This window comes from Chryseobacterium sp. MMO-72 (assembly GCF_037146035.1).
GTDB lineage: Bacteria > Bacteroidota > Bacteroidia > Flavobacteriales > Weeksellaceae > Chryseobacterium > Chryseobacterium indicum.
Genome location: NZ_JBBCWG010000008.1, coordinates 26,652 through 49,259, shown reverse-complemented (window position 1 = coordinate 49,259; position 22,608 = coordinate 26,652). Strand labels below are relative to the sequence as shown.

Annotated in this window: 19 protein-coding genes and 7 tRNA genes; 13 read left to right on the top strand and 13 right to left on the bottom strand. The window is 35.9% G+C overall.

Annotation, left to right across the window (positions count from 1 at the left end):
* The first annotated feature begins 17 nt into the window (after window positions 1–17).
* The 5 genes from WFH39_RS12250 (at window position 18) to WFH39_RS12230 (ending at window position 8,044) form a co-directional block, all read left to right on the top strand.
* The gene (locus WFH39_RS12250) at window positions 18–761 is read left to right on the top strand and encodes a glycerophosphodiester phosphodiesterase family protein (protein ID WP_336690112.1); all 744 of its coding nucleotides are present in this window, start codon (window positions 18–20) and stop codon (window positions 759–761) included.
* Window positions 762–1,074: 313 nt separating this feature from the next.
* Window positions 1,075–4,038 (top strand): SusC/RagA family TonB-linked outer membrane protein, encoded by a 2,964-nt coding sequence (locus WFH39_RS12245; protein WP_336690111.1) that lies wholly within the window; start codon window positions 1,075–1,077, stop codon window positions 4,036–4,038.
* Window positions 4,039–4,049: 11 nt separating this feature from the next.
* A complete protein-coding gene (locus WFH39_RS12240) occupies window positions 4,050–5,501 on the top strand; it encodes a SusD/RagB family nutrient-binding outer membrane lipoprotein (RefSeq protein ID WP_336690110.1) in 1,452 nt (483 codons plus the stop codon).
* 88 nt (window positions 5,502–5,589) lie between these two features.
* Complete coding sequence (locus WFH39_RS12235) at window positions 5,590–7,173, top strand: calcineurin-like phosphoesterase C-terminal domain-containing protein (protein ID WP_336690109.1); 1,584 nt, start codon at window positions 5,590–5,592, stop codon at window positions 7,171–7,173.
* A gap of 157 nt (window positions 7,174–7,330) precedes the next feature.
* Window positions 7,331–8,044, top strand: a complete 714-nt coding sequence (locus tag WFH39_RS12230) for a 3-ketoacyl-ACP reductase (protein ID WP_116096309.1) — start codon at window positions 7,331–7,333, stop codon at window positions 8,042–8,044.
* 5 nt (window positions 8,045–8,049) lie between these two features.
* Here the strand turns inward: WFH39_RS12230 and WFH39_RS12225 are convergent, their stop codons facing one another.
* On the bottom strand, window positions 8,050–8,232 hold the full coding sequence (locus WFH39_RS12225) for a hypothetical protein (protein WP_336690108.1): 183 nt from the start codon (window positions 8,230–8,232) through the stop codon (window positions 8,050–8,052).
* Between the two features lie 1,102 nt (window positions 8,233–9,334).
* On the opposite strand from WFH39_RS12225, the gene prmA reads away from it, so the two are divergent.
* Together prmA and WFH39_RS12215 are read left to right on the top strand one after the other, a co-directional pair.
* Complete coding sequence (prmA, locus tag WFH39_RS12220) at window positions 9,335–10,162, top strand: 50S ribosomal protein L11 methyltransferase (protein ID WP_185209137.1); 828 nt, start codon at window positions 9,335–9,337, stop codon at window positions 10,160–10,162.
* Window positions 10,163–10,232: 70 nt separating this feature from the next.
* Window positions 10,233–11,075 carry an SH3 domain-containing protein gene (locus WFH39_RS12215; protein WP_336690107.1) on the top strand — a complete coding sequence of 281 codons (843 nt, stop codon included), beginning with the start codon at window positions 10,233–10,235 and terminating at the stop codon, window positions 11,073–11,075.
* Between the two features lie 113 nt (window positions 11,076–11,188).
* Here WFH39_RS12215 and WFH39_RS12210 read toward each other — a convergent pair whose 3' ends face one another.
* The 4 genes from WFH39_RS12210 to WFH39_RS12195 all read right to left on the bottom strand — a co-directional run bounded on the left by WFH39_RS12210 (window position 11,189) and on the right by WFH39_RS12195 (window position 12,714).
* Window positions 11,189–11,434: a hypothetical protein gene (locus WFH39_RS12210; RefSeq protein WP_214588851.1), complete on the bottom strand. Its 246-nt coding sequence runs from the start codon at window positions 11,432–11,434 to the stop codon at window positions 11,189–11,191.
* Between the two features lie 270 nt (window positions 11,435–11,704).
* Entirely contained in the window at window positions 11,705–12,037 is a 333-nt protein-coding gene (locus WFH39_RS12205) for a helix-turn-helix domain-containing protein (protein WP_336690106.1), read from the bottom strand.
* Entirely contained in the window at window positions 12,009–12,251 is a 243-nt protein-coding gene (locus tag WFH39_RS12200; protein ID WP_336690105.1) for a hypothetical protein, read from the bottom strand. The genes WFH39_RS12205 and WFH39_RS12200 overlap by 29 nt, the downstream gene beginning before the upstream one ends.
* A 4-nt stretch (window positions 12,252–12,255) precedes the next feature.
* Complete coding sequence (locus WFH39_RS12195; RefSeq protein WP_336690104.1) at window positions 12,256–12,714, bottom strand: transposase; 459 nt, start codon at window positions 12,712–12,714, stop codon at window positions 12,256–12,258.
* A gap of 434 nt (window positions 12,715–13,148) precedes the next feature.
* On the opposite strand from WFH39_RS12195, the gene WFH39_RS12190 reads away from it, so the two are divergent.
* The 4 genes from WFH39_RS12190 (at window position 13,149) to WFH39_RS12175 (ending at window position 19,236) form a co-directional block, all read left to right on the top strand.
* Entirely contained in the window at window positions 13,149–15,158 is a 2,010-nt protein-coding gene (locus tag WFH39_RS12190; protein ID WP_336690103.1) for a beta strand repeat-containing protein, read from the top strand.
* Window positions 15,159–15,293: 135 nt separating this feature from the next.
* Window positions 15,294–16,289 carry a T9SS type A sorting domain-containing protein gene (locus tag WFH39_RS12185; protein ID WP_336690102.1) on the top strand — a complete coding sequence of 332 codons (996 nt, stop codon included), beginning with the start codon at window positions 15,294–15,296 and terminating at the stop codon, window positions 16,287–16,289.
* An 18-nt stretch (window positions 16,290–16,307) separates the two neighbouring features.
* A complete protein-coding gene (locus tag WFH39_RS12180) occupies window positions 16,308–17,189 on the top strand; it encodes a hypothetical protein (protein ID WP_336690101.1) in 882 nt (293 codons plus the stop codon).
* Window positions 17,190–17,526: 337 nt separating this feature from the next.
* Window positions 17,527–19,236 (top strand): helix-turn-helix domain-containing protein, encoded by a 1,710-nt coding sequence (locus WFH39_RS12175; RefSeq protein ID WP_336690100.1) that lies wholly within the window; start codon window positions 17,527–17,529, stop codon window positions 19,234–19,236.
* A 61-nt stretch (window positions 19,237–19,297) separates the two neighbouring features.
* On the opposite strand, the gene WFH39_RS12170 is transcribed toward WFH39_RS12175, so the two are convergent.
* The 4 genes from WFH39_RS12170 to WFH39_RS12155 all read right to left on the bottom strand — a co-directional run bounded on the left by WFH39_RS12170 (window position 19,298) and on the right by WFH39_RS12155 (window position 19,808).
* Window positions 19,298–19,367 (bottom strand) — tRNA-Arg (locus WFH39_RS12170).
* Complete coding sequence (locus WFH39_RS12165; protein WP_336690099.1) at window positions 19,350–19,604, bottom strand: GIY-YIG nuclease family protein; 255 nt, start codon at window positions 19,602–19,604, stop codon at window positions 19,350–19,352. The genes WFH39_RS12170 and WFH39_RS12165 overlap by 18 nt, the downstream gene beginning before the upstream one ends.
* A 47-nt stretch (window positions 19,605–19,651) precedes the next feature.
* Window positions 19,652–19,725, bottom strand: a tRNA-Arg gene (locus WFH39_RS12160).
* Between the two features lie 8 nt (window positions 19,726–19,733).
* Window positions 19,734–19,808: transfer RNA gene (locus WFH39_RS12155), tRNA-Pro, on the bottom strand.
* Window positions 19,809–20,040: 232 nt separating this feature from the next.
* Between WFH39_RS12155 and WFH39_RS12150 the strand changes: the two genes are divergently transcribed.
* A complete protein-coding gene (locus WFH39_RS12150; protein WP_336690098.1) occupies window positions 20,041–20,340 on the top strand; it encodes a hypothetical protein in 300 nt (99 codons plus the stop codon).
* Between the two features lie 515 nt (window positions 20,341–20,855).
* On the opposite strand, the gene WFH39_RS12145 is transcribed toward WFH39_RS12150, so the two are convergent.
* The 4 genes from WFH39_RS12145 to WFH39_RS12130 form a co-directional block, all read right to left on the bottom strand.
* Window positions 20,856–20,925 (bottom strand) — tRNA-Met (locus WFH39_RS12145).
* Between the two features lie 177 nt (window positions 20,926–21,102).
* Window positions 21,103–21,176: transfer RNA gene (locus WFH39_RS12140), tRNA-Arg, on the bottom strand.
* Between the two features lie 49 nt (window positions 21,177–21,225).
* Window positions 21,226–21,300: transfer RNA gene (locus tag WFH39_RS12135), tRNA-Pro, on the bottom strand.
* An 18-nt stretch (window positions 21,301–21,318) separates the two neighbouring features.
* Window positions 21,319–21,403 (bottom strand) — tRNA-Ser (locus WFH39_RS12130).
* A gap of 136 nt (window positions 21,404–21,539) precedes the next feature.
* On the opposite strand from WFH39_RS12130, the gene WFH39_RS12125 reads away from it, so the two are divergent.
* On the top strand, window positions 21,540–22,568 hold the full coding sequence (locus WFH39_RS12125; RefSeq protein ID WP_336690097.1) for an N-acetylmuramoyl-L-alanine amidase: 1,029 nt from the start codon (window positions 21,540–21,542) through the stop codon (window positions 22,566–22,568).
* Window positions 22,569–22,608: the final 40 nt, after the last annotated feature.

The following is a 22,608-nucleotide window of genomic DNA, read 5'->3' as shown; positions in this document are numbered from 1 at the left end:
ACTATTCAAATTATATTATGAAAAATTTTATCTTAGGGTTAGCAGTTTTAAGCACAGTTGGAATGAAGGCACAAACCCAGATCGTAGCACACAGAGGTTATTGGCAGACGCAGCCGCCCACGACAGAGAATTCTCTGAAATCGTTGGAAAATGCACAGAATTTAAAGATTTACGGATCTGAATTCGATGTGAGAATGACGAAAGACGGAGTTTTGGTGGTAAACCACGACGAACATCACGCAAAGATGGAAATTTCCGAAACCGATTTTAAAGAACTGGAAAAAGTAAAATTATCCAACGGTGAAGATTTTCCCACGCTGAAAGACTATTTAAAACAAGGGAAGAAAGATAAATCGTTAAAACTGGTGGTGGAAATAAAGCCTGACAAAACGAAGGAAAAAGAAGACGAACTAACGGCAAAAACCATCAAAATGATTAAGGAGATGAAACTTGGAGCGCAATGCGATTTCATTTCTTTCAGCTTAAATATCTGTAAGGAAATTAAAAGGCTGGAACCCACTTTTAAAGTTCAGTATTTGAAAGGAGAGCTTTCTCCGCAGCAGATCAAGGACGAAGGTTTGGACGGAATCGATTACCATTACAGCATTTTCCAGAAAAATCCTACATGGATTGCAGATGCAAAAGCTTTGGGATTGATCACCAATGCGTGGACAGTAAATGACGTTGCCATTGCCGATGAATTAAAAAAGCAGGGAATCGGTTTCATCACAACCAATATTCCCGATCAGCTTAAAAAATAAGATCATGTCATCTTTATACAGAAAGTCTGTCTCTTTTGAGGCGGACTTTTTTTGTTTTAAAAACTTCCTTTAAAATTCAGTCAACTTTGTGGTATCCCTTATTTACTCAGGAAAAAGACAATAAAATTAGGGAAATAAATCAGCTTTAAAATATTAAAAATTATTCATTCGTTTAACCTCTTGTTAACCAGTTGGCTGTGCAATGTTATTAAGGTTTAATTAATATGGCGTTTAATAATTCTTTAATAAATGTTAAAATAGTATTAAAATCCTACTCATAATATCGTTTTAGTTTTGCGCAAACAAAAAGGATATGCGTAAAGAGACACAAAAAGTACTCATTTTATCATTACTAGGACTTGTCAGTGTAAATCTGGCGGCTCAGCAAAAGGCTAAAAAAGATACCATTAAAAATATCGACGAAGTGGTGGTAACCGCTTTGGGGATTAAAAGACAGGACAAATCTTTAGGTTATGTTGCCGAAAAAGTAAATTCCGGCACTTTCGAAGAAACCCAGAACAACAACTGGGCTCAGTCTATGGAAGGAAAAGTTGCCGGAATGAAAGTTCAGACGGCAGGAGCGGGACCACTTGCCAGTTCCAGAATTACTTTAAGAGGCGAAAAGTCGATGGTATTGGATAATAATTACGCATTAATTGTTGTAGACGGAATTCCTCTGGGAAATTCCACGACAGGAACCGGAACTCCGGCTTACGGAGCGGGTTCCGGAGGGGATGTTCCTATTGATTTAGGAAACGGACTGAACAGCATCAATCCCGATGATATTGAATCAGTAACCGTTCTGAAAGGAGCTTCTGCAGCCGCTTTATACGGATCCCGTGCTGCGAACGGAGCTTTGATGATCACTACAAAATCAGGAAAAAGCAAAAACGGAAAAATTCAGGTTACTTTCAATTCCTACTCAAGTTATGATACCGTTCTGAAATGGCCGGATTGGCAATACGAATATGGACAGGGAACTTTGGCTAAAAATACAGCAGGACAATTTTATTATTCTTACGGCGCTTCGGCAGACGGTGTAAGTACGGGAGGAACAAGCAGTGCTTTCGGACCGAAATTCGCAGGACAGTATTATTTTCAGTATGATCCTACCGTTGGGGGACAGAGCAAGGAAAGACAGCTTTGGAGAGCTTATGAAGACAACATCAAAGGATTCTGGAGAACAGGTTCTACGTATTCCAACAGTCTTTCGGTGGAAAGTTCCAATGATAAAACCAATTTCAGAACATCGCTTACCTATCTTAATAACGAATGGATGATGCCAAATACAGGTTTCGACCGACTGAATTTTGCTTTGTCGTTCGCACATCAGTTAACCAAAAAATTAAAAGTATCCACCAAATTTACTTTCAATAAAACATCAAGTGACAATCTTCCGGCAACTGGATACAATAACCAGTCGATTTCCTATTTCATGATCTTCCAGAATCCAAACGTAGATCTTGCTTGGTATCAACCGATCTGGAAACCGGGACAGGTTCAAATCGATCAGATTCACCCTTTCAGTACATTTATCGACAATCCTTACCTCATCGCTTACGAAATGCTGAACGGAGTGGATAAAAAAACAATTTTCGGAAACATTACGGCAGATTATCAGTTCAATAAAAATTTCAGCCTGATGCTGAGATCCGGACTGGAAGTACTGAACGAAAAAAGAACAACGAAGCGTCCGTGGAGTTCCGCCAACTATGCAAAAGGATTCTACAGAGAACAGTACATCAAAAATCACGAATACAACAACGATGTTCTATTTTCGTACAAACAGAACTTTAATAAATTCAATATTTCTGCATCTGCCGGAGGAAGCATCCGTTACAATCAGTATGTGATGAATGATTATCAGGCAAACGGATTGAAAATTGCCGGAGAATACAATCTTACCAATGCGCTTGGAATTGATGTAAAATATCCGAAGCCAGGAGACGAGCAGGTAAACAGTGTTTATGGTTTGGTTACATTAGGATACGACAATAAATTCTTCGTGGATGTTACCGGAAGAAATGACTGGAGTTCCACACTTCCGAAATCCAACAGATCATTCTTTTATCCTTCCGTAAGTACGAGTTTCATCCTTTCAGAAATTTTTAAACTAAAAAGCGACCGATTTAATTACTGGAAACTGAGAGCTTCGTGGGCGAAAGTTGGAATTGACGGTTCTCCTTACCAGTTAGATACTTATTATGATACCAGTTCCATCACAGGAAGTGTGGTCGCAAGAAATATCTTCAACAATCCTAATCTTAAACCTGAGAAAAATGCCAACGTAGAAGCGGGGATGGATTTCAGCGTATTAAAAAACAGATTGAATTTTAATTTCACGCTGTATCAGAACATGAGTGAAAACCAGATTATTCCGGTTTCCCTTCCTTATGAAAGCGGTTATTCCCAAAGAATCATCAACGCAGGAAAAATCCGAAACAGAGGTCTGGAATTATCTTTAAATACGACACCTTTTAAAACCAAAAGCTTCTCCTGGATGATCGGAGCCAACTGGTCTGCCAACGAAAACAGAGTACTCACCACGTCGGAAGGTTTCGACGGAATTATTTCAACCGTGGGAGGAGTGGTTTTTTATAAAGCCGTTGTAGGAGGTTCTTTAGGAGATATGTATGGTTTCAAACTGGTGAAAAACAGTCAGGGACAGGTTGTTTATGACAACGCAGGATTGCCTTTAAGACCTGCAGAAATAGAAAAAGTAGGAAACGCATTCCCGAAATGGAGAGCTGGTTTACAGAATGATTTTAAAATTAAAAATTTTACAGTAAGCTTCTCACTCGACGGTCAGTACGGTGGCGTTGCGTATTCGCAGTCGCATCACAAAATGTCGGAACAGGGAAAACTGAAATCTACACTTCCGGGAAGAGACAATCCGAACGGAATGATCGTAGGAGAAGGAGTAGTGCAGAATCCGGACGGTTCTTACAGCCCGAATACAAAAGCGGTTACCGTTTCTGCTTATTATGCAGAATACTACAGAAGAGCCAACGTGGAAACGAATACATTCAGCACAGATTTTATCAAACTGAGAGATGCAAGAATTGCCTATTCTTTTCCGAAAGAAACCATAAAATCTTTAGGACTGCAGGATCTTACCTTAGCTATTTTCGGAAAAAATCTATGGATGTGGACGAAGTTCCCGATGTTTGATCCTGAAGTAGCCACTTTAGATAACGCAACCATTACTCCCGGAGTGGAAATGGGGCAGCTTCCAACCGCCAGAACCGTTGGATTTCAGTTAAATCTTAAATTTTAAATCTTAAAAAAATGAAAAAATTATTCATCAACATAGCTTTGATTGCTTCACTTTTTATTTTCAATTCTTGTGACAGAAATTTTGAAGAAATCAATACAGATACCAGTAAAATTCTCAATCCTTCTGTAGGAAGCCTTCTGGCTCCCATTCAGTACGAAATGGCAAACTACGGATACAGCAGAGCCAATGATTTCACTTTCGATATCATGCAGATCGGTCTGGATTTTCCGAATGAAGGAAATACGTACAGCAGATATTATATGACGGAAGGAAGCGGAAACGGAGTCTGGAACACTTCTTACAAATGGCTGAAGCAGGTAAATGACCTGAGAACTTTTGCCAAAAAAGAGCAGAACAACAATTATCTGGCGATTTCCATGGTCTTGAATGCGTGGATCTACTCCAATCTTACCGATGCTTTCGGAGATGTGCCTTTTTCTGAAGCCGTAAAGATCGATCAGGGAATCATTACCCCGAAGTACGACAGCCAGAAAGATATTTACGTTCAGCTTTTAAATGATCTTAAAACAGCAAACAGTTTATTCGATACGACGAAAACATTAACGGAAACCGATCTTTTCTATAATGCCAATAATAATGTGACGGGAATCGTTAACTGGAAAAAGTTCTGTAATTCTTTGTCATTAAGATTATTAACGAGAATTCTGAAAAGAAACGGAGAAGTAAATGTTCATGAAAGAATTCAGGAAATTGTAAGCAATCCTGCCACATATCCTATTTTCCAGAACAATACAGACAGCGCTTTATTAACCATTTCAGGAATTTCACCCTATCTTCCGCCGATCGCAAGACCGCAGGATTTTACAGCATACCGAGCAGCAGGAGAATTTTTTGTGAATGCCATGAAAAACAATAATGATCCGAGAATGAGCATGTTCTTCACACAGGCAAAAGATCTGGCAACGAATGCGAACATCGGTTACAAAGGCGCTCCTTCAGGATATGCTTTGGGAAGTGCTTTCAATTATCAGCCTTCGAATTTCAACCAAAATCTTGCGAAAGCACCGTTAAAAGATTTAATCATGACGTATTCCGAGGTTCAGTTTATCCTTGCAGAGCTTTCTTTCAAAGGAATTATTACAGGAAATACCCAGACTTATTATGAAAACGGGGTAAAATCGATTATTGAACAATGGGGAGCGACCGTTCCTGCCAATTATTTTACCAACGCTAATGTGGCTTACAACGGAACTTTTGAAAGAATAATGCTTCAGAAATACATTTCCTTATTCTTTGTAGACCATCAGCAATGGTACGAATACAGAAGAACAGGATTCCCGGTTTTACCGAACAACGGCGGACTTCAGAACAACGGACAGATGCCGGTAAGATTTATGTATCCTACCCAGACCAAAGTGATGAACACTGCCAATTATAATGCAGCAGTTCAGGCAATGGGTGGAGACAATATCAATGTTAAAATGTGGTGGAATAAACCATAAACTTATCCGAAGGATCGGGCTTTAGCCCGATTTTTAGAAAAATAATCAGATTGACTTCAGCCAAAACTTAAATGTAAATATCAATACAATGAACATAAAATTTTTAATGCCTTGTCTTTTAATTTCAGCAATGGCATTTTCACAGGCTTCTGTTTCGGGATATGTGTACGAAGACAGCAACAAAAATCAGAAGAAGGAAAACAAAGAAAAAGGAATCGAAGGAGTGGCGGTTTCCAACGGAGCTCAGGTTGTGTTAACCGATAAAAACGGAAGATACAGCCTGCCTGTTCAGGACGGACAGACCATTTTTGTTATCAAACCTTCCGGCTATATGACTCCTCTAAATGCAAACAATCTTCCTCAATATTATTATCAGTACAAACCCAAAGGTTCGCCCACAGATTTTAAATACAAAGGTTCTGCGCCTACAGGCGAACTGCCGAAAGAAATTAATTTTGCCTTAAATAAACAGAATGAAAGCAAAAATTTTGATATTCTGGTTTTCGGAGATCCGCAGCCTTACACAGAAAAACAGTTGGATTATTTTAAAAGAGCCATTGTAAACGAAGTGAAAAGTACGAAGAAAAATGCGGTTTTAGGAATCAGTCTCGGAGATTTGGTAGGAGATAATTTAAGCCTGCAAAAACCTTACGCAGACGTGATGAAAGAAATCGGGCTTCCTTGGTATAACGTGATGGGAAATCATGACATGAACTACGAAGCGAAAGAAGATATGCTTTCCGATGAGACTTTTGAATCTAATTTCGGACCTGCAAATTATTCCTTCAATTACGGGAATGTACATTTTATTATTCTGGATGATATTTTGTACCCCGATCCGCGCGACGGAAAAGGATATTGGGGAGGTTTCCGTGAAGATCAGATGCAGTTTATCGAAAATGATCTGAAGCTGGTGGATAAAAATAAACTGATCGTTGTTTCTTTCCATATTCCTCTGGAACATAAAAATGAAGACAACTTCAGAAACGCAGACCGCCAGAAATTGTTTGATAACCTTGCGCCGTTTAAAAATGCTTTGTTGCTTTCGGCGCACACTCACGTTCAGCAGCAGCTTTTTTACGGGAAAAAAGCAGGATGGAACGGTTCAAAAGATCTTCATGAATACAATGTAGGAACAACCTGCGGCGACTGGTGGTCCGGAACTTCGGATGATTTGGGATTGCCGACTTCCACGATGAGAGACGGAACAGCAAAAGGATATTCTTTCATCAGTTTTAACGATAATGAATATAAAGTAAAGTACAAAACTGCCGGAAAACCTGAAGATTATCAAATCAATTTATATGTTCCGAAAGTAGTTCCTTTCCCTTCAAAAACATCTGCTAAAGTTTTGGCAAATTTCTTCATGGGAAGCAAAAAAGATAAGGTAGAATACAGAATTGACGGTGAAAAATGGGAAGAAATGCAGTATGACGAAACCGTAGATCCAAGTTTTGCGATGTCGGTTTTCAAATGGGACACTACTCAGACTATTTTACCGGGAAGAAGACCTTCCAATCCGGAATCTTCAAAACACATCTGGACAGGAGATTTCCCGAAGAAACTTTCTTTAGGAAAGCATAAAGTTGAGGTAAGAGCAACGGATATGTATGGAAACCAGTTTTCTGCCACAGAAGAATTTGACGTTCAGAACCAGATTATTATTCCTTAATTTTCATTTATTACTATACTTTCAAAGGAACCGGCTCTATTTTGGAGTCGGTTTTGCTTTAAACATAAGCGGTTATTTTTAAATTAATCATAATACGGATTTTTAGCTCGGCTAATGTTTCGTAAATTTGCATCAACGAATAAAAAATTCTTTAAAAATGAATATAAACGGAAAAAATGCCATCGTTACAGGAGGCGGAAGAGGATTGGGAAAAGCAGTAGCTTTAGCTTTGGCAAATGAAGGAGTAAACGTAGCCATTACAGGAAGAAATGAAGAAAACCTTAAAATGGTAGTTGATGAAATCCAGAAACTGGGAGTGAAATCGGCTTATGCAGTTTTCAGTATTGATAATGAAATCCATGTAAAAGCAGGAATCGAGTCTATTGCCGAGCAATTGGGAGGTATTGATATTTTAATTAACAACGCAGGGATCGGAGATTTCGGTTCTATCGAAGAAATGCCTTCCGAAACCTGGGAACAGGTGATTAAAACCAATCTTTTCGGGGTATATTATGCAGCAAAAGCTGTTTATCCTTTCATGAAAGAAAAAGGAGAGGGGGATATTGTAAACGTTGCGTCTACAGCAGGTCTGAAAGGCGGACCGAATATGTCTGCTTATGCAGCATCCAAGGCAGCAGTTGTTTCTCTTTCTCAATCAATGATGGCAGAATGGAGAAAACAGAATATTCGTGTTATTACTTTAACGCCGAGCACGATTGCTTCAGATATGTCGATTCAGGGCGGTTTAACAGACGGAAATCCTGATAAAGTTCTTCAGCCGGAAGACTTTGCAGAATGGGTAAGAGATATTTTAAAAATGAACAGAAGAGCGTTGATCGCAAACGGTTCTATTTTCTCTACCAATCCTTAATTGATTTAAAGTTTAAAGTTTTGAGTTCTGAGTTCTGAGTTCTGGATTTTTTCAGACTCAAGATATAAAGCCATTATAAAAGCGGACTTCGGTTCGCTTTTTTTCTGCAGGAAGTCTGTCATTCTGAAGAAGGAAGAATCTGTTTTTTTTAATTGTAGATTATTCACTTCCAATTCTTTCCTGTTCATAATGACAAAGTAAGCGTGTCGCCTTTGCTGAGTGAAACGCCTTCGCGAACGAAAAATGTTTTCAATAATTTCAATAAACCTTTGCGTCTATTGCGTTTAAAAAAGAAACCATTAAGAACATTTAAGTAGTTAAGAAAAATTAAGAATTTGCAGGCAAATTGAAGGATAAGCTTAAAAAATAATTAGGATGTAATAAAAATTTCTCTATGTGCTTGTTTAAGTGGAACGCCTTAGCGAACTTAAAAATATCCAGTAAGTTTTAAAAAAAATCTTCGCGGACTTTGTGTTAAAAACAAAACTAATCGCGTTAAAAATAAGAACAGCAATATTCCAGAAATAAAAAATAGAGATTCTTCCTTCGTCAGAATGACAAAGTAAGCGTGTCATCTTTGCTGAGTGAAACGCCCTTGCGAACGAAGAATATTCTCAATAATTTCAAAGAAGCTTTGCGTCTATTGCGTTTAAAAAGAAACCATTAAGAAAACATTTAAGCAGTTAAGAAGAATTAAGAATTTTACAGGCAAACTTAAGGATAGGCTTAAAAAATAATTAGAATGTAATAAAAAAAAAACTCTTTGTGTGCTTGGTTAAGTGAAACGCCTTAGCGAACTTAAAAATATGCAGTAAGTTTTTAAAAGAAAATCTTCGCGGGCTTTGCGTTAAAAACAAAACTAATCGCTTTAAAAACAAAACCAGCAATATTCCAGAATAAAAAATAGAGATTCTTCCTTCGTCAGAATGACAAAGTAAACGTGTCATCTTCGCTGAGTGAAACGCCTTAGAGAACGAAGAATGTTTTCAATAATTTCAAAGAAACTTTGTGCCTTATTGCGTCTAAAAAGAAACCATTAAGAACATTTAAGCAGTTAAGAAGAATTAAGAATTTGCAGAATACGCTTAAAAATAATTAGATGTAATAAAAAAGTCTTTGTGTGCTTATTTAAGTGAAACGCCTTAGCGAACTTAAAAATATCCAGTAAGTTTTGAAAGAAAAATCTTCGCGGGCTTTGCGTTAAAAACAAAACTAATCACTTTAAAAACAAAACCAGCAATATTCCAATAAATCGAAAAAGTAGTTTTATTTTTGCAACAAATTATTCACATGCAAAATTATTTAGAATTCGATTTCAAAATTACACCGCTTCAGCCGTGGAACGAAATATTAATGGCAGAACTTATTGAGATAGGTTTCGACAGTTTTACGGAAGAAATCAACGGTATTTTAGGATATATTCAGAAAGATTTATTTAATGAAGAAGAGCTGAAAACGTTGCCGCTTTTTCAGAATGATGAGGTAAAAATTGAATATACTTTTAAGGAAATGCCAAACATTAACTGGAATGAAGAATGGGAAAAGAACTTTGAGCCGATTAATATTGATGATAAAGTTCTGATCAGGGCAGAGTTCCATGAATCTGTTCCGGGAATGCACGAAATTGTTATTCAGCCGAAAATGTCTTTCGGAACCGGGCATCATCCGACAACGCATCTGATGATTCAGCAGATGATGGATATTGATTTTAAAGGTAAAAAAGTTCTGGATATGGGTTGTGGAACGTCGGTTCTGGCAATTTATGCAAAACAGATCGGAGCCGGAGAAACCAAAGCGATTGATATTGATGAATGGTCGGTGGAAAACTCCAAAGAAAATGCAGTAAGAAATAATGTGGAACTGGATATCGAGCTGGGAACTGCGGAAAATTTAGGCAAAGAACATTACGATATTATTTTGGCAAACATCAACAGAAATATTTTAATTTCAGACATTCCGACGTATGTTTCTGTACTAAATGAAGGTGGGAAATTACTGCTTTCAGGATTGTGTTTTTTCGATGTGGATGATATTCTTGAAGTGTGTAAAGAAAACGGATTAACACTTACAAAAAAACTTCAGAGAGAAGAGTGGGTAAGTTTGCTGCTTGAAAAATAAATAATCAAATTTTCACCTAGCCTCAATCTCAATCTTAACTTAGTCTTAACCTCAGTTTCAGCCAAATCTTATGAAAACCTTTTTCACCATTCTGTTTGTATTCGTTGTTCAGATTTTCTCTGCGCAGGAAGATGATTACACATATGCAAACGGAGTTTTCGATTTTGAAGAAAATAAAACACAGAAAATATTCACAGACTGGACGAGAATCAGACAGTCTCCGAATGTCAGTTCTCCGGTTTTGGATTCTCTTCAGAGCAATCAGCAGATTTTAATTGTTAAAAAAGACGAAACGATCCTGAAATTAGGCGAAAGAAGAGCGAACTGGTACAAAATTTCTTATCAGAAGGGCAATACAACTTCTGAAGGTTACGTTTGGGGCGGAAATCTGGCAGTTGGTTACAGAAATAAGAATGGCTACGATTTTCTTTTCGGTTTCACTAAAACATTAGCGAAGAAAAATCCTGATTTTGACGGAAGCATTCAGCAGAATTACGCTTCTGTAAAAGTTATGGAAGGAAATGCGCTGATTGATGAGGTTTCTTTTGAAACAGGTTCGGGAGAAAGTTTAAGTTACGGAAGTTTTGCAACGGAAAGCAATCATAAGTTGAAAAACGTTGAACTGACTTTAAAAGCCACTGTTTCGGGCGAAGCCTGTGGGATTCCTAGTTATGACCAATATATTTTGTTTAGAAATAAAAAGCTGATTGCTTTACCTCAGTTAATGAGTGTTGGTGATGCCGATGTTTATTACCATTCTGAAGAATTTGTCTTTCCGAATGACAAAGGCGGAATTCCCAATGCTTTCATCTTTAAAATGAAAGAAATGGAAAAGGATGACAAAGATCGTGAAAAGAAGAAAAAAGCTTCTAAAACCTACGTCTGGGACGGAAGTTCTTATCGCTTGAAGTAAAGTCAAATAGGTTGTCTCAAAAGTCAAACTATTTGACTTTTGTCATTCTGAGAGCAGCGAAGAATCTCTAAAAATCAAATAATTAAGATTCTTCACTATATTCAGAACTTACTTTATTTGTTTAAGGTTATAATGTAACTGTAAGCTATTTTTAATCTCTCATTGCAATATTCCATAATTATTTTTTCTTCTTTTTCATAAAAAGAAGGAAATAATAATTTGCAAATTTGTATAGATTCCCATATAATTTTTAAAACTCTTGAGAAAGTAATTGCTTTTTGTCTTTTTTTTAAATTATTTTCCTTTATAAGTTTTTGTATTCTTTGTTCTACATAAAGTTTTACTTTTTTCTTTGTCATAAATTTATTTTATTTATTTCACAAAGATTTAGCTTTTAATTTATTGTCTATCAGAGTGAACTGAAAAAAAATAAAAATATAATTATCAATTTATAGTGTGATGCTAAGAAATTATAATAAGGTGCAAATTAAAAGAGGGCTGAAATAGATCAGTCCTCTTTTGTTTTTAATTACAACTTTTAGGTTGAATTAATGTGTCCTGTTGTTTCAAAAATCATGTATTAGTCAACAAATCAGGACGCTGTTATATATGAAGTGTTTTTTTATTTTTTATCGGATGAAATTTATTTCCTTTATTTTTTTCCATTTTGTAACGGTATTTCTGCTCATTTTAAAATGAGAGGCAAGCTGGGTATTGTTGAGGTTGTTCTTTTTTTGATATTCAAGAATCTCAGATATTGTTTTTTTGTCGTAGGAACGGTATTGCTGATTAAAAGATTCATTGTTCTTACCAAATATAAGCTCATTCAGTCTTATAATGTCTACAAAAGACAGATGTTTTTTGGAAAGCAGCTTTGTGCATTTTTCCTTTTTCTCGGGATATTTTTCAGACAACAGATCATTGTAAATTCTTTTATAATTCGGTTTTTTTAATTCTTTCATACCAATAATAATATCTTTCTACTGTAAAACTTACCTTTTCATTTTCAAAATAAACATACAGAACTTTCTTCATTATTTTTTTTCTTTCCACATAAATCCACAGGTCTTCTTCAGAATATTCTGCGTCTTTTTCTCCTAAAATATGAATGATTTCCTGTTTGCTTTTCCCTTTCAGCTGAGACCGGGTTATATTTTCCGTCTTTTTATTTTCCATTTTTTTAGGTTGATGGCGGATCATTTTTTTTGATGAGACTTTTCTCATGTTTAGAAATCCATTTATATAATGTTGTTTTAGGAATGTTATATTGTTCCATTACTTCATTTTTAGACATTTTTCCCTTGTTGATCTTTTCCAGAATAAATTCAATAATTTCTTTGGTATAGATGTTTTTCCGGAACTGCGGTAAGGAAGACTTTTTGGCGGTGACTTTATTGTAATTTACATTTCTCTGAGGAGCATGCAATATTAGATGCTGTGTATAGATCCTGAAAAAATCATACTCTAATAATTTCGACCATTTCAGCAGATCTTCACAATAGATATCGTTTTTTTCAAACTGATTTAAAATTTCTTCTTCACTGCATTTAAAAAATCTTGTAATTCTTGTCATATCCAAATTGCTTTCTTCTACTCTTTCTTTTAAAAGAGATCCTATATGAATATTCTTATATGCCATAATTTGTGTTTTTTCCTAAAATAATAAAGGAGGATCGAAATGAGGGAGGCTTATTTTAATAATGGGTGGTGATGCAGAAAAGGTAGATTTTTATATCGCGCAAATTTCTTTAAAAAGATTAATTCCTGAAAAACATGCATTCCACTAATTATAATTTTGTTGAATACCGAAGAATTTTAATCTCTTTTTTATTCCTGAAATATGAATACAATATAAAATCAGATTTTAAAATTTAACATATTGATTATCATATTTTTAATTGCTTGTATTTACTGTGCAAAATCGTAATTTATCGAATCATTTGTTTATTTCTGAAACTCTTAAGCTATAATTTTGCACACGATTTATCTCAGGACATGCCATCACTCAGTATGTTGATTTAATTAAATCTTAATTGAATTATTTCAGTCAAAAAAGAAAAATCATAAAAAAACATGAATAGAAAAATTGTACTCGTATTAGTATTATCTATGACAGGAATTGTAGCTAATGCACAGACTTCTCTTGGAAAGGTTGGGATTAATACTCCGTCACCCAATGCAACACTGGATGTTACAGGAAATCCAACAGACACCAATGCTGCGGATGGAATTCTTGCTCCACGTCTTACAGGAAATGAATTGAAAGCAAAAGACGCTTTGTACGATACACCACAAATAGGAACTTTGGTGTATGCAACAGCGGCAGCAAACCCTACTACAACAAAAACAATAAACGTAACTTCAGAAGGATATTACTATTTCGATAGCAATAAGGTTTGGGTAAAAATACCCAATGGAACAGTAAACAACGGAAATTTTTGGTCTTTGGCAGGTAATGCAGGAACTACACCCGGCACGAATTTTCTAGGTACTACCGATGCACAAAACTTAGTGTTTAAAGTAAATAATATATTGTCAGGATATATCCAATATACTCCAACGCTATTAACAGCTACTACCGGTTTTGATCACAGAACAACCTTTGGTTATAATGCGGGATCTTCCATTACAACAGGCGACGACAACACTTTGTTTGGATCATACGCAGGTACCGGAATAACAACAGGAACAAGAAATACAGTATTTGGTTCTCGTGCGATGTCTTTAAATACAGTTACAACAGTTGATAATACAGCGATAGGGGCTTTTGCTTTAGCAAACAATACAGGCGCCAGAAATATGGCAGTTGGTTCAAATACTTTATATAATAATACAACGGGAAATAACAACGTAGCACTTGGAGATACTGCATTAAATAATAATATTACAGGCAGTCAGAATGTGGCTGTAGGACAAAATTCTTTATCTGTTTTAGGCTTTGGAGGTGCAGCGGCGGGAACAAATAATACAGCTATTGGGCAATCTTCTTTAGGGAGTATGACCACGGGTACTGGAAATACAGGGATTGGTGCTTCCACGGCAATAAGCAGTGGCTTAACCAATGCAACGGCAATAGGTTATCAGGCTTCTGTAACACAAAGCAACAGTTTAATTTTGGGAGGGATCACAGGTGTGAATTCCGGAACAGATACTAATGTAGGGATTGGTACCACTGCGCCTGCTGCAAAATTAGACGTGGTAGGTACTGCAAGAGTGTCTAACACTACAGCCACTACAGCAACAAAGATTTTAGGTACGGATGCGAACGGACAGTTGAATGATATTACACTGGGTTCAGGATTGGGATTATCTTCCGGAACATTATCCAATACAGGTGTTACGAGTTTATCTGCAACAGCTCCCATCACAGTAAGTGCCTCTACAGGAACAGCCACACTAGCCTTAACCAGAAATAATCTTAACACGGGTACAAGTTCTTCAACAGCTACAGCTCCGGTTACAATTACCAACGGAACAAATGCTGTTGTAAACGGAGCAAACACTTCGGTTACGGTAAATAATACAGCCCCTTTATGGAATGCCAGCCAATTGCAGGGAACCAATGTAAGTACAGCTGTACCTACGGATAAACAATACCTGAAATACAACGCAACGACATCACAGTGGGAACCTACTACAGTGGATAAATCTGGTGCATCAGCAACCAATACAGGAACACAGAGTTTCGTTATTACTGCCGGAACTTCTTCTACCACGCAGATTACTTTAAACAATAAAACTTTTGGAGGAAAAGTCGCAGACAATTTAAGCGAATTTGATACTGCCACAGGAAAGTTTACTGCAAAAGGTGACGGAGTGCGTGTATTTTCCATTGCTTATAATTTCACAAGAACCGGTACAGGAGCTACGCCCGTTATTAGTTTTGATATAAATGGTGTTTCCGGATCATCACAGTCTATTAATGCATCGGGAACCACAATTACCGGAACTTATATTTTTGCAGCGTACTTAACGAACGGCAGCACTTACTATCCGGAAATCAATATAACACTTGGAGGATCAACAAATCAGACTTACACTTTTACTCCAAACAGCAACTTCTTTGTCGTAACACAGCCATAATTTGATAAGATGCCGATAAACATGACATTTTGGACGCTTATTTATCTTTTTAATCCGGATGTCTGATAAATAAAAATTGTAACATTTTTTATTTCAATATGTTATAGAAACAGAATTTTAAAATAATAATTTTTCATGAACAAAAAATATGCATTATTACTTTTGTTATCTTCTTCTTGGATGTTTGCCCAGCAGACATTGCAAACAGAAAATTACGAAAAGTACGCCACTACTAAAAGCACGAGTGGTAAAACAGTTCAAAGCCTGAACGAAGGCTTGTTTGCGGAAAACCTGATGGCTTATCCGGGTTATGGTACCACCAGAAAACATTTTGTAATAGGACAGTTGGGAGCTGTTCAAAACGTTTACACTAAAGTTTCTAAAGATGAAAATACCCTGTTAGTTTCTTTTATCCTTAATCTTTCCAAAGCGGACGAAACAAAAGAACTTCAGCTTTTGGATCTGAAAGTTCCTACCGCTATGTACAAAGGAAACGGTTTTGTACAGCTGGCGGTAAAAAATAGAGGGAAGAAGTTTGCGTTCAGTCTTACAGATACCAATAATCCCGAAAACAGGGCAGATCCCGGAAATACCTTTAATTACAATGAAGATCATTTAGTAGTTCTGAAAGTGAGTGATTTCAACACCGCAAAAGCTACCTGCGAATTATTTGCTGATGAAGATATTGCGAATTTATCAGAAAGCATTGCAAAATTACAAGGCCTGAAATTGCCTGCAAACAAAGAGCATGAAAACGGTAATGGGATTTTGTTTACCGCTGCACTGCATCAAGGTAATAAAGCTTCTGCTACAGAAGGTAAAGTTGGTCTTCTGAAAATAAGCAGAGGAAAAGAAAAAGATATTAGAGATTTAGTAAATACAGAGACTACGAAATTAGCGGCTTCCCAGGCAAAACAGGGTGTTCTCCAGATATCTTCCATAGAATCTTACAAGAATGCTGAAGTAAAAGTGTATAACGCTGCAGGAAGCATGGTTCAGCTTCTTTCGAACATAAATATTACCGGAAGAGGAGTACAGGAACTCAGAATAAATCCTTTAAGTGAGGGAGTATATATTTTCACGATTAAAGATGCTCAACACCAGTATCAAACCAAATTTATAGTTAAATAAAATAAAATTATATAGAAAATGAAGAAATTATTTATCATTGCAGGTGCATTTGCACTTTCATCAGTGGTTAATGTAAAAGCTCAGTCGGGAATTGCCGTTGAAAAAATAGCGGTAGGTACAGAAGCAGTATACAACAGCGGTCTTGATGATACCAAAATTGCGTATTTCCAAAACCAGCCTTCAACCGGCGATGGTACTTTTATCCATAACAGCGGTTCCGTTACCATAGGAGATAAAAATACAGAAAACACAAAAGCTTTGCTTGAATTATCATCTACAAATAAAGGATTTTTGCCAACAAGATTGACGACTGCACAGATTAATGCATTGGGTGCAGCGGCTTCAGAGCGCGGTATGATCGTGTATGATACTACCAAAAAATGTCTTTCCCTATTCGATGGTTCTACATGGAACTGTGTAGGAGGTTCGGGAGGAGCTGTTTTTGTTGATTATAAGATTGTGGGAGCAGGAGGAACATTTAATGCCAATAATAATCAGGCAGGTTCTCCGCCGTATATCGTTAAATCTGATGATTATCTAATAGAATGGCAGGCTAAATCTACCAACGCGCTTGGCTTTAATGTTTCTATAGGAAATGCAACGCCTTACACACTTCCTTTAGGAATCAATGCAGCAGCCAATTTAATATTGCCGGACCCTGCAACATGTAAAGGAAGACAGCTGAAAATCTACAATAACTCTTATGAAGCCAATTATCCATCGGGAGCATATACCTACATCTGGACAAATTATCCGATTTATAATACAGCAAACAGCGGACAGTTTGCCTACGGATTACCGGCTGTTACAAACTACCAGATAGCATGGGGCGCGAACCTTAATAAAGTTACCATCACAAGCAACGGAACGTATTGGGTGTCGGATAATTATAACAATTAACGAAAGGATTCTGATAATCGATAATTACTAATAACTTTTTGATATCACATTTATAGGTTGGAAACTTAAACTTTTATGAAGTCTGGATTTCCGGCAGATTGATTATAATCATTGCATTATCTTTAGCTGAATAAGAGTTTAATATGTTGTAAGACCATCAAAACTATAATATTTTAACAGGATAATTTTTTTGGAAATAATTGTGAATTGCGCCCCAAATTAATTTGGGGTGCTTTTTATTCTTATAATCCTTAATTACGGATAATCAAAAATATTTAATCTTTTATGAATAACAGGAATATAAAACTGAAACATTAATTTTGTGTAAAACCTGAAGATGATGAACCGTTTATTTATTACCCGATTTTTCGTTTTGATGTTATACTGCCTTTGTGTATATGCAAAAGGAGAACAGAAGAATGTTTATAATAATGCAGATTCTCTCAGAAAATATTCTGTGGACGTTCTTGTGCAAAAATGTTATTCGGACATCAATCCAAAAATCTACTGCGATGAAATGCTCAGCCGGAAATTATCTGATGAAGAGAAAACAAAGTGCTATAATATTTATGCATTAAAATACTGGTTTGAAACAGTTAATAATTATGAGAAGGCAATACAATACCTGAACTTATCCAATGTGTATGCTAAAAAGACAGGAAATGTTACTTTTGAAAAAACAAACCTGAATATCATTGCTGTCATATACGCATTGCAAAACAGATATAGATATTCGCTTCAGCTTATAGAAAAACGAAACAGGCTTAAATCTGTTGAAAAAACAGATGAAATACAGGAACTGCTTTCCGGAGGAGATGACGATGCAATCTATGCCCTGTTAGGAAATTTCGGAAAATCCATCAAAAGTTATCAGAGAGCTATTAAAAATATAGATGATTATCTTTCTTCACACACAGACATTTCCCCTGAAAAAAAGTATCAGTTAACTTTTTATAAATGTATTAAATACAAAAATATTTTTCTGAGTTACGATTACGAGAAAAAACTGGATTCAGCAGGAATTTACCTCAACAAAATAAAAAATTCAACACTGTTACAAAAAGATAAAGACGATATTATCGGCTGTACTGAAGCAGATTATTTTATTCTTCTCGGAAAACTGGATTTGGCAATACAGAAAGCAACAAAAGATAAAAACGAATCTAAAAATGACAAAGCCAGAGTGTTTTATGATTTATATTATCTTGCAAGAGCCTATCAGCTGAAGAAAAATTATAAAGAATCTTTAAAATACTGCGAACAGGGGCTTAATACAATTGTTCTGAATATAGATTTTGTAAATATCGAGCTTGAGCTTTACCGGATAGCAATGGAAAATGCCGATAAATTAGGCGACAATGCCAATTATCTCAAATATTCAAAACTCTATCAGGAAAAAAACAAAAAACTGAATTATGATTCCAAGGCGGAATTTATTTCGAAGCTGTACAGTCTGGATCAGATAGAGCCTCTTGAATATGAATTAAACCATACGAGAAATTTCATGACCTATCTTTGGGCTGCCATACTGCTTTTAGGATCGATTACAGCATTTTTAATCCATCGTTTCTTCACCTTAAGAAAGTATAAAAAAAGGTTTATGGAAATTAATGCAGATTTTGAAAAGGAAATTCTAAAACAGAAACAGGATGAAGGAGAACCTAAAATCTATAGAAATAATCTTTCTGACGAAAAAGAACAGGAAATTCTGGACAAACTGAATAAGTTCGAAAAGAAACAGCAGTTTTTATCTTCTGCAGTTTCTTTAAGTTCTCTTTCTGCACAGATAGGAACCAATACGAACTATCTGTCGTCTATTATTAAAAAACATAAAGAAAGCAATTTTAATGGTTATTTAAATCAGTTAAGAATAGATTATATCGTTATAAAATTAAAACAAAACCCGGAATATCTCAATTACAAAATTAGCTATCTTGCCGAAGAATGCGGCTTTTCTTCTCATACAGTGTTCAGCAGAATTTTTATAGACAAAATGGGAATTCCTCCTTCAAAATTTATTGAATATCTAAAAAAGGAAAAAGGGTAAGAGTGCAGATCAATGAAATATTATAAACAAAAAACCTCATAACAAAGTTATGAGGCTTAAGTGAGCGCGAAAGAATTCGAACCTTTGACCGTCCCGATTAGAATCGGGATGCTCTATCCGGCTGAACTCTCAATTAGCTTTTGAATTTTGGAACTGCTTTTCCATGATTTTATTTCCCTTTCTCTTTTATAAGCTTCAATTTTAGAATCAAAATTTTCAGAATAAACAATCATCCAGTCTTTAGCTTTTGAAGTACATCCTCTATGATCCGATAAATGTTTCCTTGATCTTTCCTGTAAAATTTCACAGGAATGTCCGACATAATATTTATGTAAAGATTTAGAAAAAAGAATATAGCAGCAGCACATAAATTAATGTAAACAAAAAACCTCATAACAAAGTTATGAGGCTTAAGTGAGCGCGAAAGGATTCGAACCTTTGACCGTCTGCTTAGAAGGCAGATGCTCTATCCAGCTGAGCTACGCACCCTAAAATTGTCGGGGCGGCAGGATTCGAACCTGCGACCTCCTGGTCCCAAACCAGGCGCGATGACCGGACTACGCTACGCCCCGATTGAGGTCATCTTTTAACAAGAATTACCTTGTTTTTTGTGGTTGCAAATGTATAAACTTTTTTTGAATTATGAAAGTAAAACTGAAATAATTTTTGGTTAATTTTTTTAATGCCGTTTTTCATTACCTTTACCTGTTTCAGAACCATTATTTTAGATAAAACTTAAATGAAAAATAAAGTTTTCCTTTTTTTCTTCTTTTGCTTGTGATTTCATTTGTCTCTAATTTTTATATGGAGCAAAACCTCTGTAAAGCTTTTTCTACGATACAAGCTAAAAACATAAGAACTTTAGAACATCATTCCAATAAAAATTTCTATCAATATGGAATTGAAAATATAGGTGAAAATTTACAACAGGAATTGTTAGAAATGAGAATTGATGAATGCAGACTGAATGTCAAAAAAGATTTATTTTACATATTTCAGGATAAAGTTGTTTATATTGGAAATGGTAAAAAATGCTTAATGATAAAGGTTGGTTATCGTGTTTATGAATCTGTGTTTTATATTAAAGGATTTCAGAGCATTTAAATTCATAACTCGGAGGAACAAAATGCATGATCTGAGATTTAAAAGCTAATTAAATAAATGACCATTAATAAGTTACGTATAATCGATTGGTATGACGATATTATCACATCAATAGTTTCGTTTGAAAAGGATGTATTTATTTCATTGTATTCACAAAAACTTTAGGACTCATGTGAAAACGTATTATTGCGTGAAGATCGATGAAGAATCATTTTTACGAATTGAATCAATTGTGGTAAATCTTAAGACCTTTAAGAAAAAAGAGTGGAAAATTATCAATGAGATTTTTACAAGTAACAATAAAAAAGAGAATGCTTTTTTAGTAAAATCAATATCTTTATTAAGAGGTGAAAATATTGTTTTTCATGAATTAGAAGCTTCGGATTCCTTAATCAAAATTAATTTTCCATTTGATGTTTCTGTTCTGTATGACGTTTGATTGACGTAGATTGGCAGTAACGTATAAAGACTAACATAAACAAAAAACCTCATAACAAAAAGCTATGAGGTTTTTGTGAGCGCGAAAGGATTAGAACCTTTGATCGTCCCGATTATGATCGGGATGCTCTATCCGGCTGAACTCTCAATTAGTTTTTGAATTTTGGAACTGCTTTTCCATGATTTTATTCCCTTTCTCTTTTATAAGCTTTATTTTTAGAATCAAAACTTTCTGAATAAACAATCGTTCGGACTTTAGCTTTAGAAGTTGCACAAAAACTAACATAAACAAAAACCTCATAACAAAAAGCTATGAGGTTTCTGTGAGCGCGAAAGGATTCGAACCTTTGACCGTCTGCTTAGAAGGCAGATGCTCTATCCAGCTGAGCTACGCACCCATTATAAAGTTGATTCCCGCTTAGTTAGTAAATAAGCGCGTTAAAAAAGTCGGGGCGGCAGGATTCGAACCTGCGACCTCCTGGTCCCAAACCAGGCGCGATGACCGGACTACGCTACGCCCCGAAAAGATATATAGAAAAGCGGAGGGTAAGGGATTCGAACCCTTGCGACACTTTCGCGTCGACAGTTTAGCAAACTGCTCCGTTAACCACTCCGGCAACCCTCCTGTTTATCTTATTTTTTAATGATCGTTGTTCCTTTATTGCGAGTGCAAATATAGAACAGATTTCTTTATTTACCAAATATTTTTCAAGAAAAATTTGTGTATTTTTGAGGTAATAAACAACAAAAAAAGTAAACAAATGCGTAATACATTATATATCATCGGATTAAGTTCTTTGATTTTTTCCTGTACTTCTCAGCAAAATGCTAAAAAAAAACAGTACATCCCGAGAACTCCCGCAGTACAGCCGAAAACTGCTACTCAGACTTCGGGTAATGATAAGCCAAAACCTAAAATTACTTCCGATCACGGAGTAGAATTTTTTACAACCAATATTGCAGATATTACTAAAAATGATAACACCGCAAGTTATGGTTCTATCGTTTCAGCAAAACCTGCAGGTTATAAAGTCGTGAAAACTTATTTTCCCGCAATTGCACAGAATTTTAGACAACGATATTTAATTTTGCATTATACGGCTTTACCGGATGATAAATCCATTACCGTATTATCTCAACAGGCGGTAAGTGCACATTATTTGGTAAATAATACAGGAGATAATGAAATTTATCAGTTGGTAGATGAAAATAAACGTTCATATCACGCCGGAGTAAGCGCGTGGAGAGCCGATAAAAACCTTAATGATACTTCCATCGGAATTGAGATTGTAAATTCAGGATTCACAACAGATGCTGCAGGAAAGAGAACTTTTATGCCTTTTGATGAAGCTCAGATAAAAAAAGTAGCCGCTTTGGTGAAAGATATTGTGGCGAGATATAATATTCCGGCAACCAATATTCTGGCACATTCAGATATTGCTCCTACAAGAAAACAGGATCCGGGACCTTTATTTCCATGGAAAAAATTATACGACGAATACCAGATCGGAATGTGGTATGATGATGCCGTGAAGCAAAGTTTCTACGATCTTGCGACATCTACGGATTTTCAGTCAAAATACAACGATCCGACGTTTATTTTTAATGTTCAGACGCAGTTGCAGAAATTCGGTTACGCATTGGATCTGAGCGGTAAATGGGATGATGCTACCAAAAAAACAATAGAAGCATTTCAGTATCACTTCCGTCCGCAGAATTATGACGGAATAATGGACGCGGAAACCTTCTCCATATTGCAGGCTTTAAACGTAAAATATCCTACAAAATAAATAAGGAAAGCGCATCGGTTTCGGTGCGTTTTTGCTATCT

Excerpts from the sequence above, each read along its gene's own strand:
- WFH39_RS12250 (WP_336690112.1), top strand. The coding sequence starts at position 18 with ATGAAAAATTTTATCTTAGGGTTAGCAGTTTTAAGCACAGTTGGAATG.
- WFH39_RS12245 (WP_336690111.1), top strand. The coding sequence starts at position 1,075 with ATGCGTAAAGAGACACAAAAAGTACTCATTTTATCATTACTAGGACTT.
- WFH39_RS12240 (WP_336690110.1), top strand. The coding sequence starts at position 4,050 with ATGAAAAAATTATTCATCAACATAGCTTTGATTGCTTCACTTTTTATT.
- WFH39_RS12235 (WP_336690109.1), top strand. The coding sequence starts at position 5,590 with ATGAACATAAAATTTTTAATGCCTTGTCTTTTAATTTCAGCAATGGCA.
- WFH39_RS12230 (WP_116096309.1), top strand. The coding sequence starts at position 7,331 with ATGAATATAAACGGAAAAAATGCCATCGTTACAGGAGGCGGAAGAGGA.
- WFH39_RS12225 (WP_336690108.1), bottom strand. The coding sequence starts at position 8,232 with ATGAACAGGAAAGAATTGGAAGTGAATAATCTACAATTAAAAAAAACA.
- prmA (WP_185209137.1), top strand. The coding sequence starts at position 9,335 with ATGCAAAATTATTTAGAATTCGATTTCAAAATTACACCGCTTCAGCCG.
- WFH39_RS12215 (WP_336690107.1), top strand. The coding sequence starts at position 10,233 with ATGAAAACCTTTTTCACCATTCTGTTTGTATTCGTTGTTCAGATTTTC.
- WFH39_RS12210 (WP_214588851.1), bottom strand. The coding sequence starts at position 11,434 with ATGACAAAGAAAAAAGTAAAACTTTATGTAGAACAAAGAATACAAAAA.
- WFH39_RS12205 (WP_336690106.1), bottom strand. The coding sequence starts at position 12,037 with ATGAAAGAATTAAAAAAACCGAATTATAAAAGAATTTACAATGATCTG.
- WFH39_RS12200 (WP_336690105.1), bottom strand. The coding sequence starts at position 12,251 with ATGGAAAATAAAAAGACGGAAAATATAACCCGGTCTCAGCTGAAAGGG.
- WFH39_RS12195 (WP_336690104.1), bottom strand. The coding sequence starts at position 12,714 with ATGGCATATAAGAATATTCATATAGGATCTCTTTTAAAAGAAAGAGTA.
- WFH39_RS12190 (WP_336690103.1), top strand. The coding sequence starts at position 13,149 with ATGAATAGAAAAATTGTACTCGTATTAGTATTATCTATGACAGGAATT.
- WFH39_RS12185 (WP_336690102.1), top strand. The coding sequence starts at position 15,294 with ATGAACAAAAAATATGCATTATTACTTTTGTTATCTTCTTCTTGGATG.
- WFH39_RS12180 (WP_336690101.1), top strand. The coding sequence starts at position 16,308 with ATGAAGAAATTATTTATCATTGCAGGTGCATTTGCACTTTCATCAGTG.
- WFH39_RS12175 (WP_336690100.1), top strand. The coding sequence starts at position 17,527 with ATGATGAACCGTTTATTTATTACCCGATTTTTCGTTTTGATGTTATAC.
- WFH39_RS12165 (WP_336690099.1), bottom strand. The coding sequence starts at position 19,604 with ATGTGCTGCTGCTATATTCTTTTTTCTAAATCTTTACATAAATATTAT.
- WFH39_RS12150 (WP_336690098.1), top strand. The coding sequence starts at position 20,041 with ATGGAGCAAAACCTCTGTAAAGCTTTTTCTACGATACAAGCTAAAAAC.
- WFH39_RS12125 (WP_336690097.1), top strand. The coding sequence starts at position 21,540 with ATGCGTAATACATTATATATCATCGGATTAAGTTCTTTGATTTTTTCC.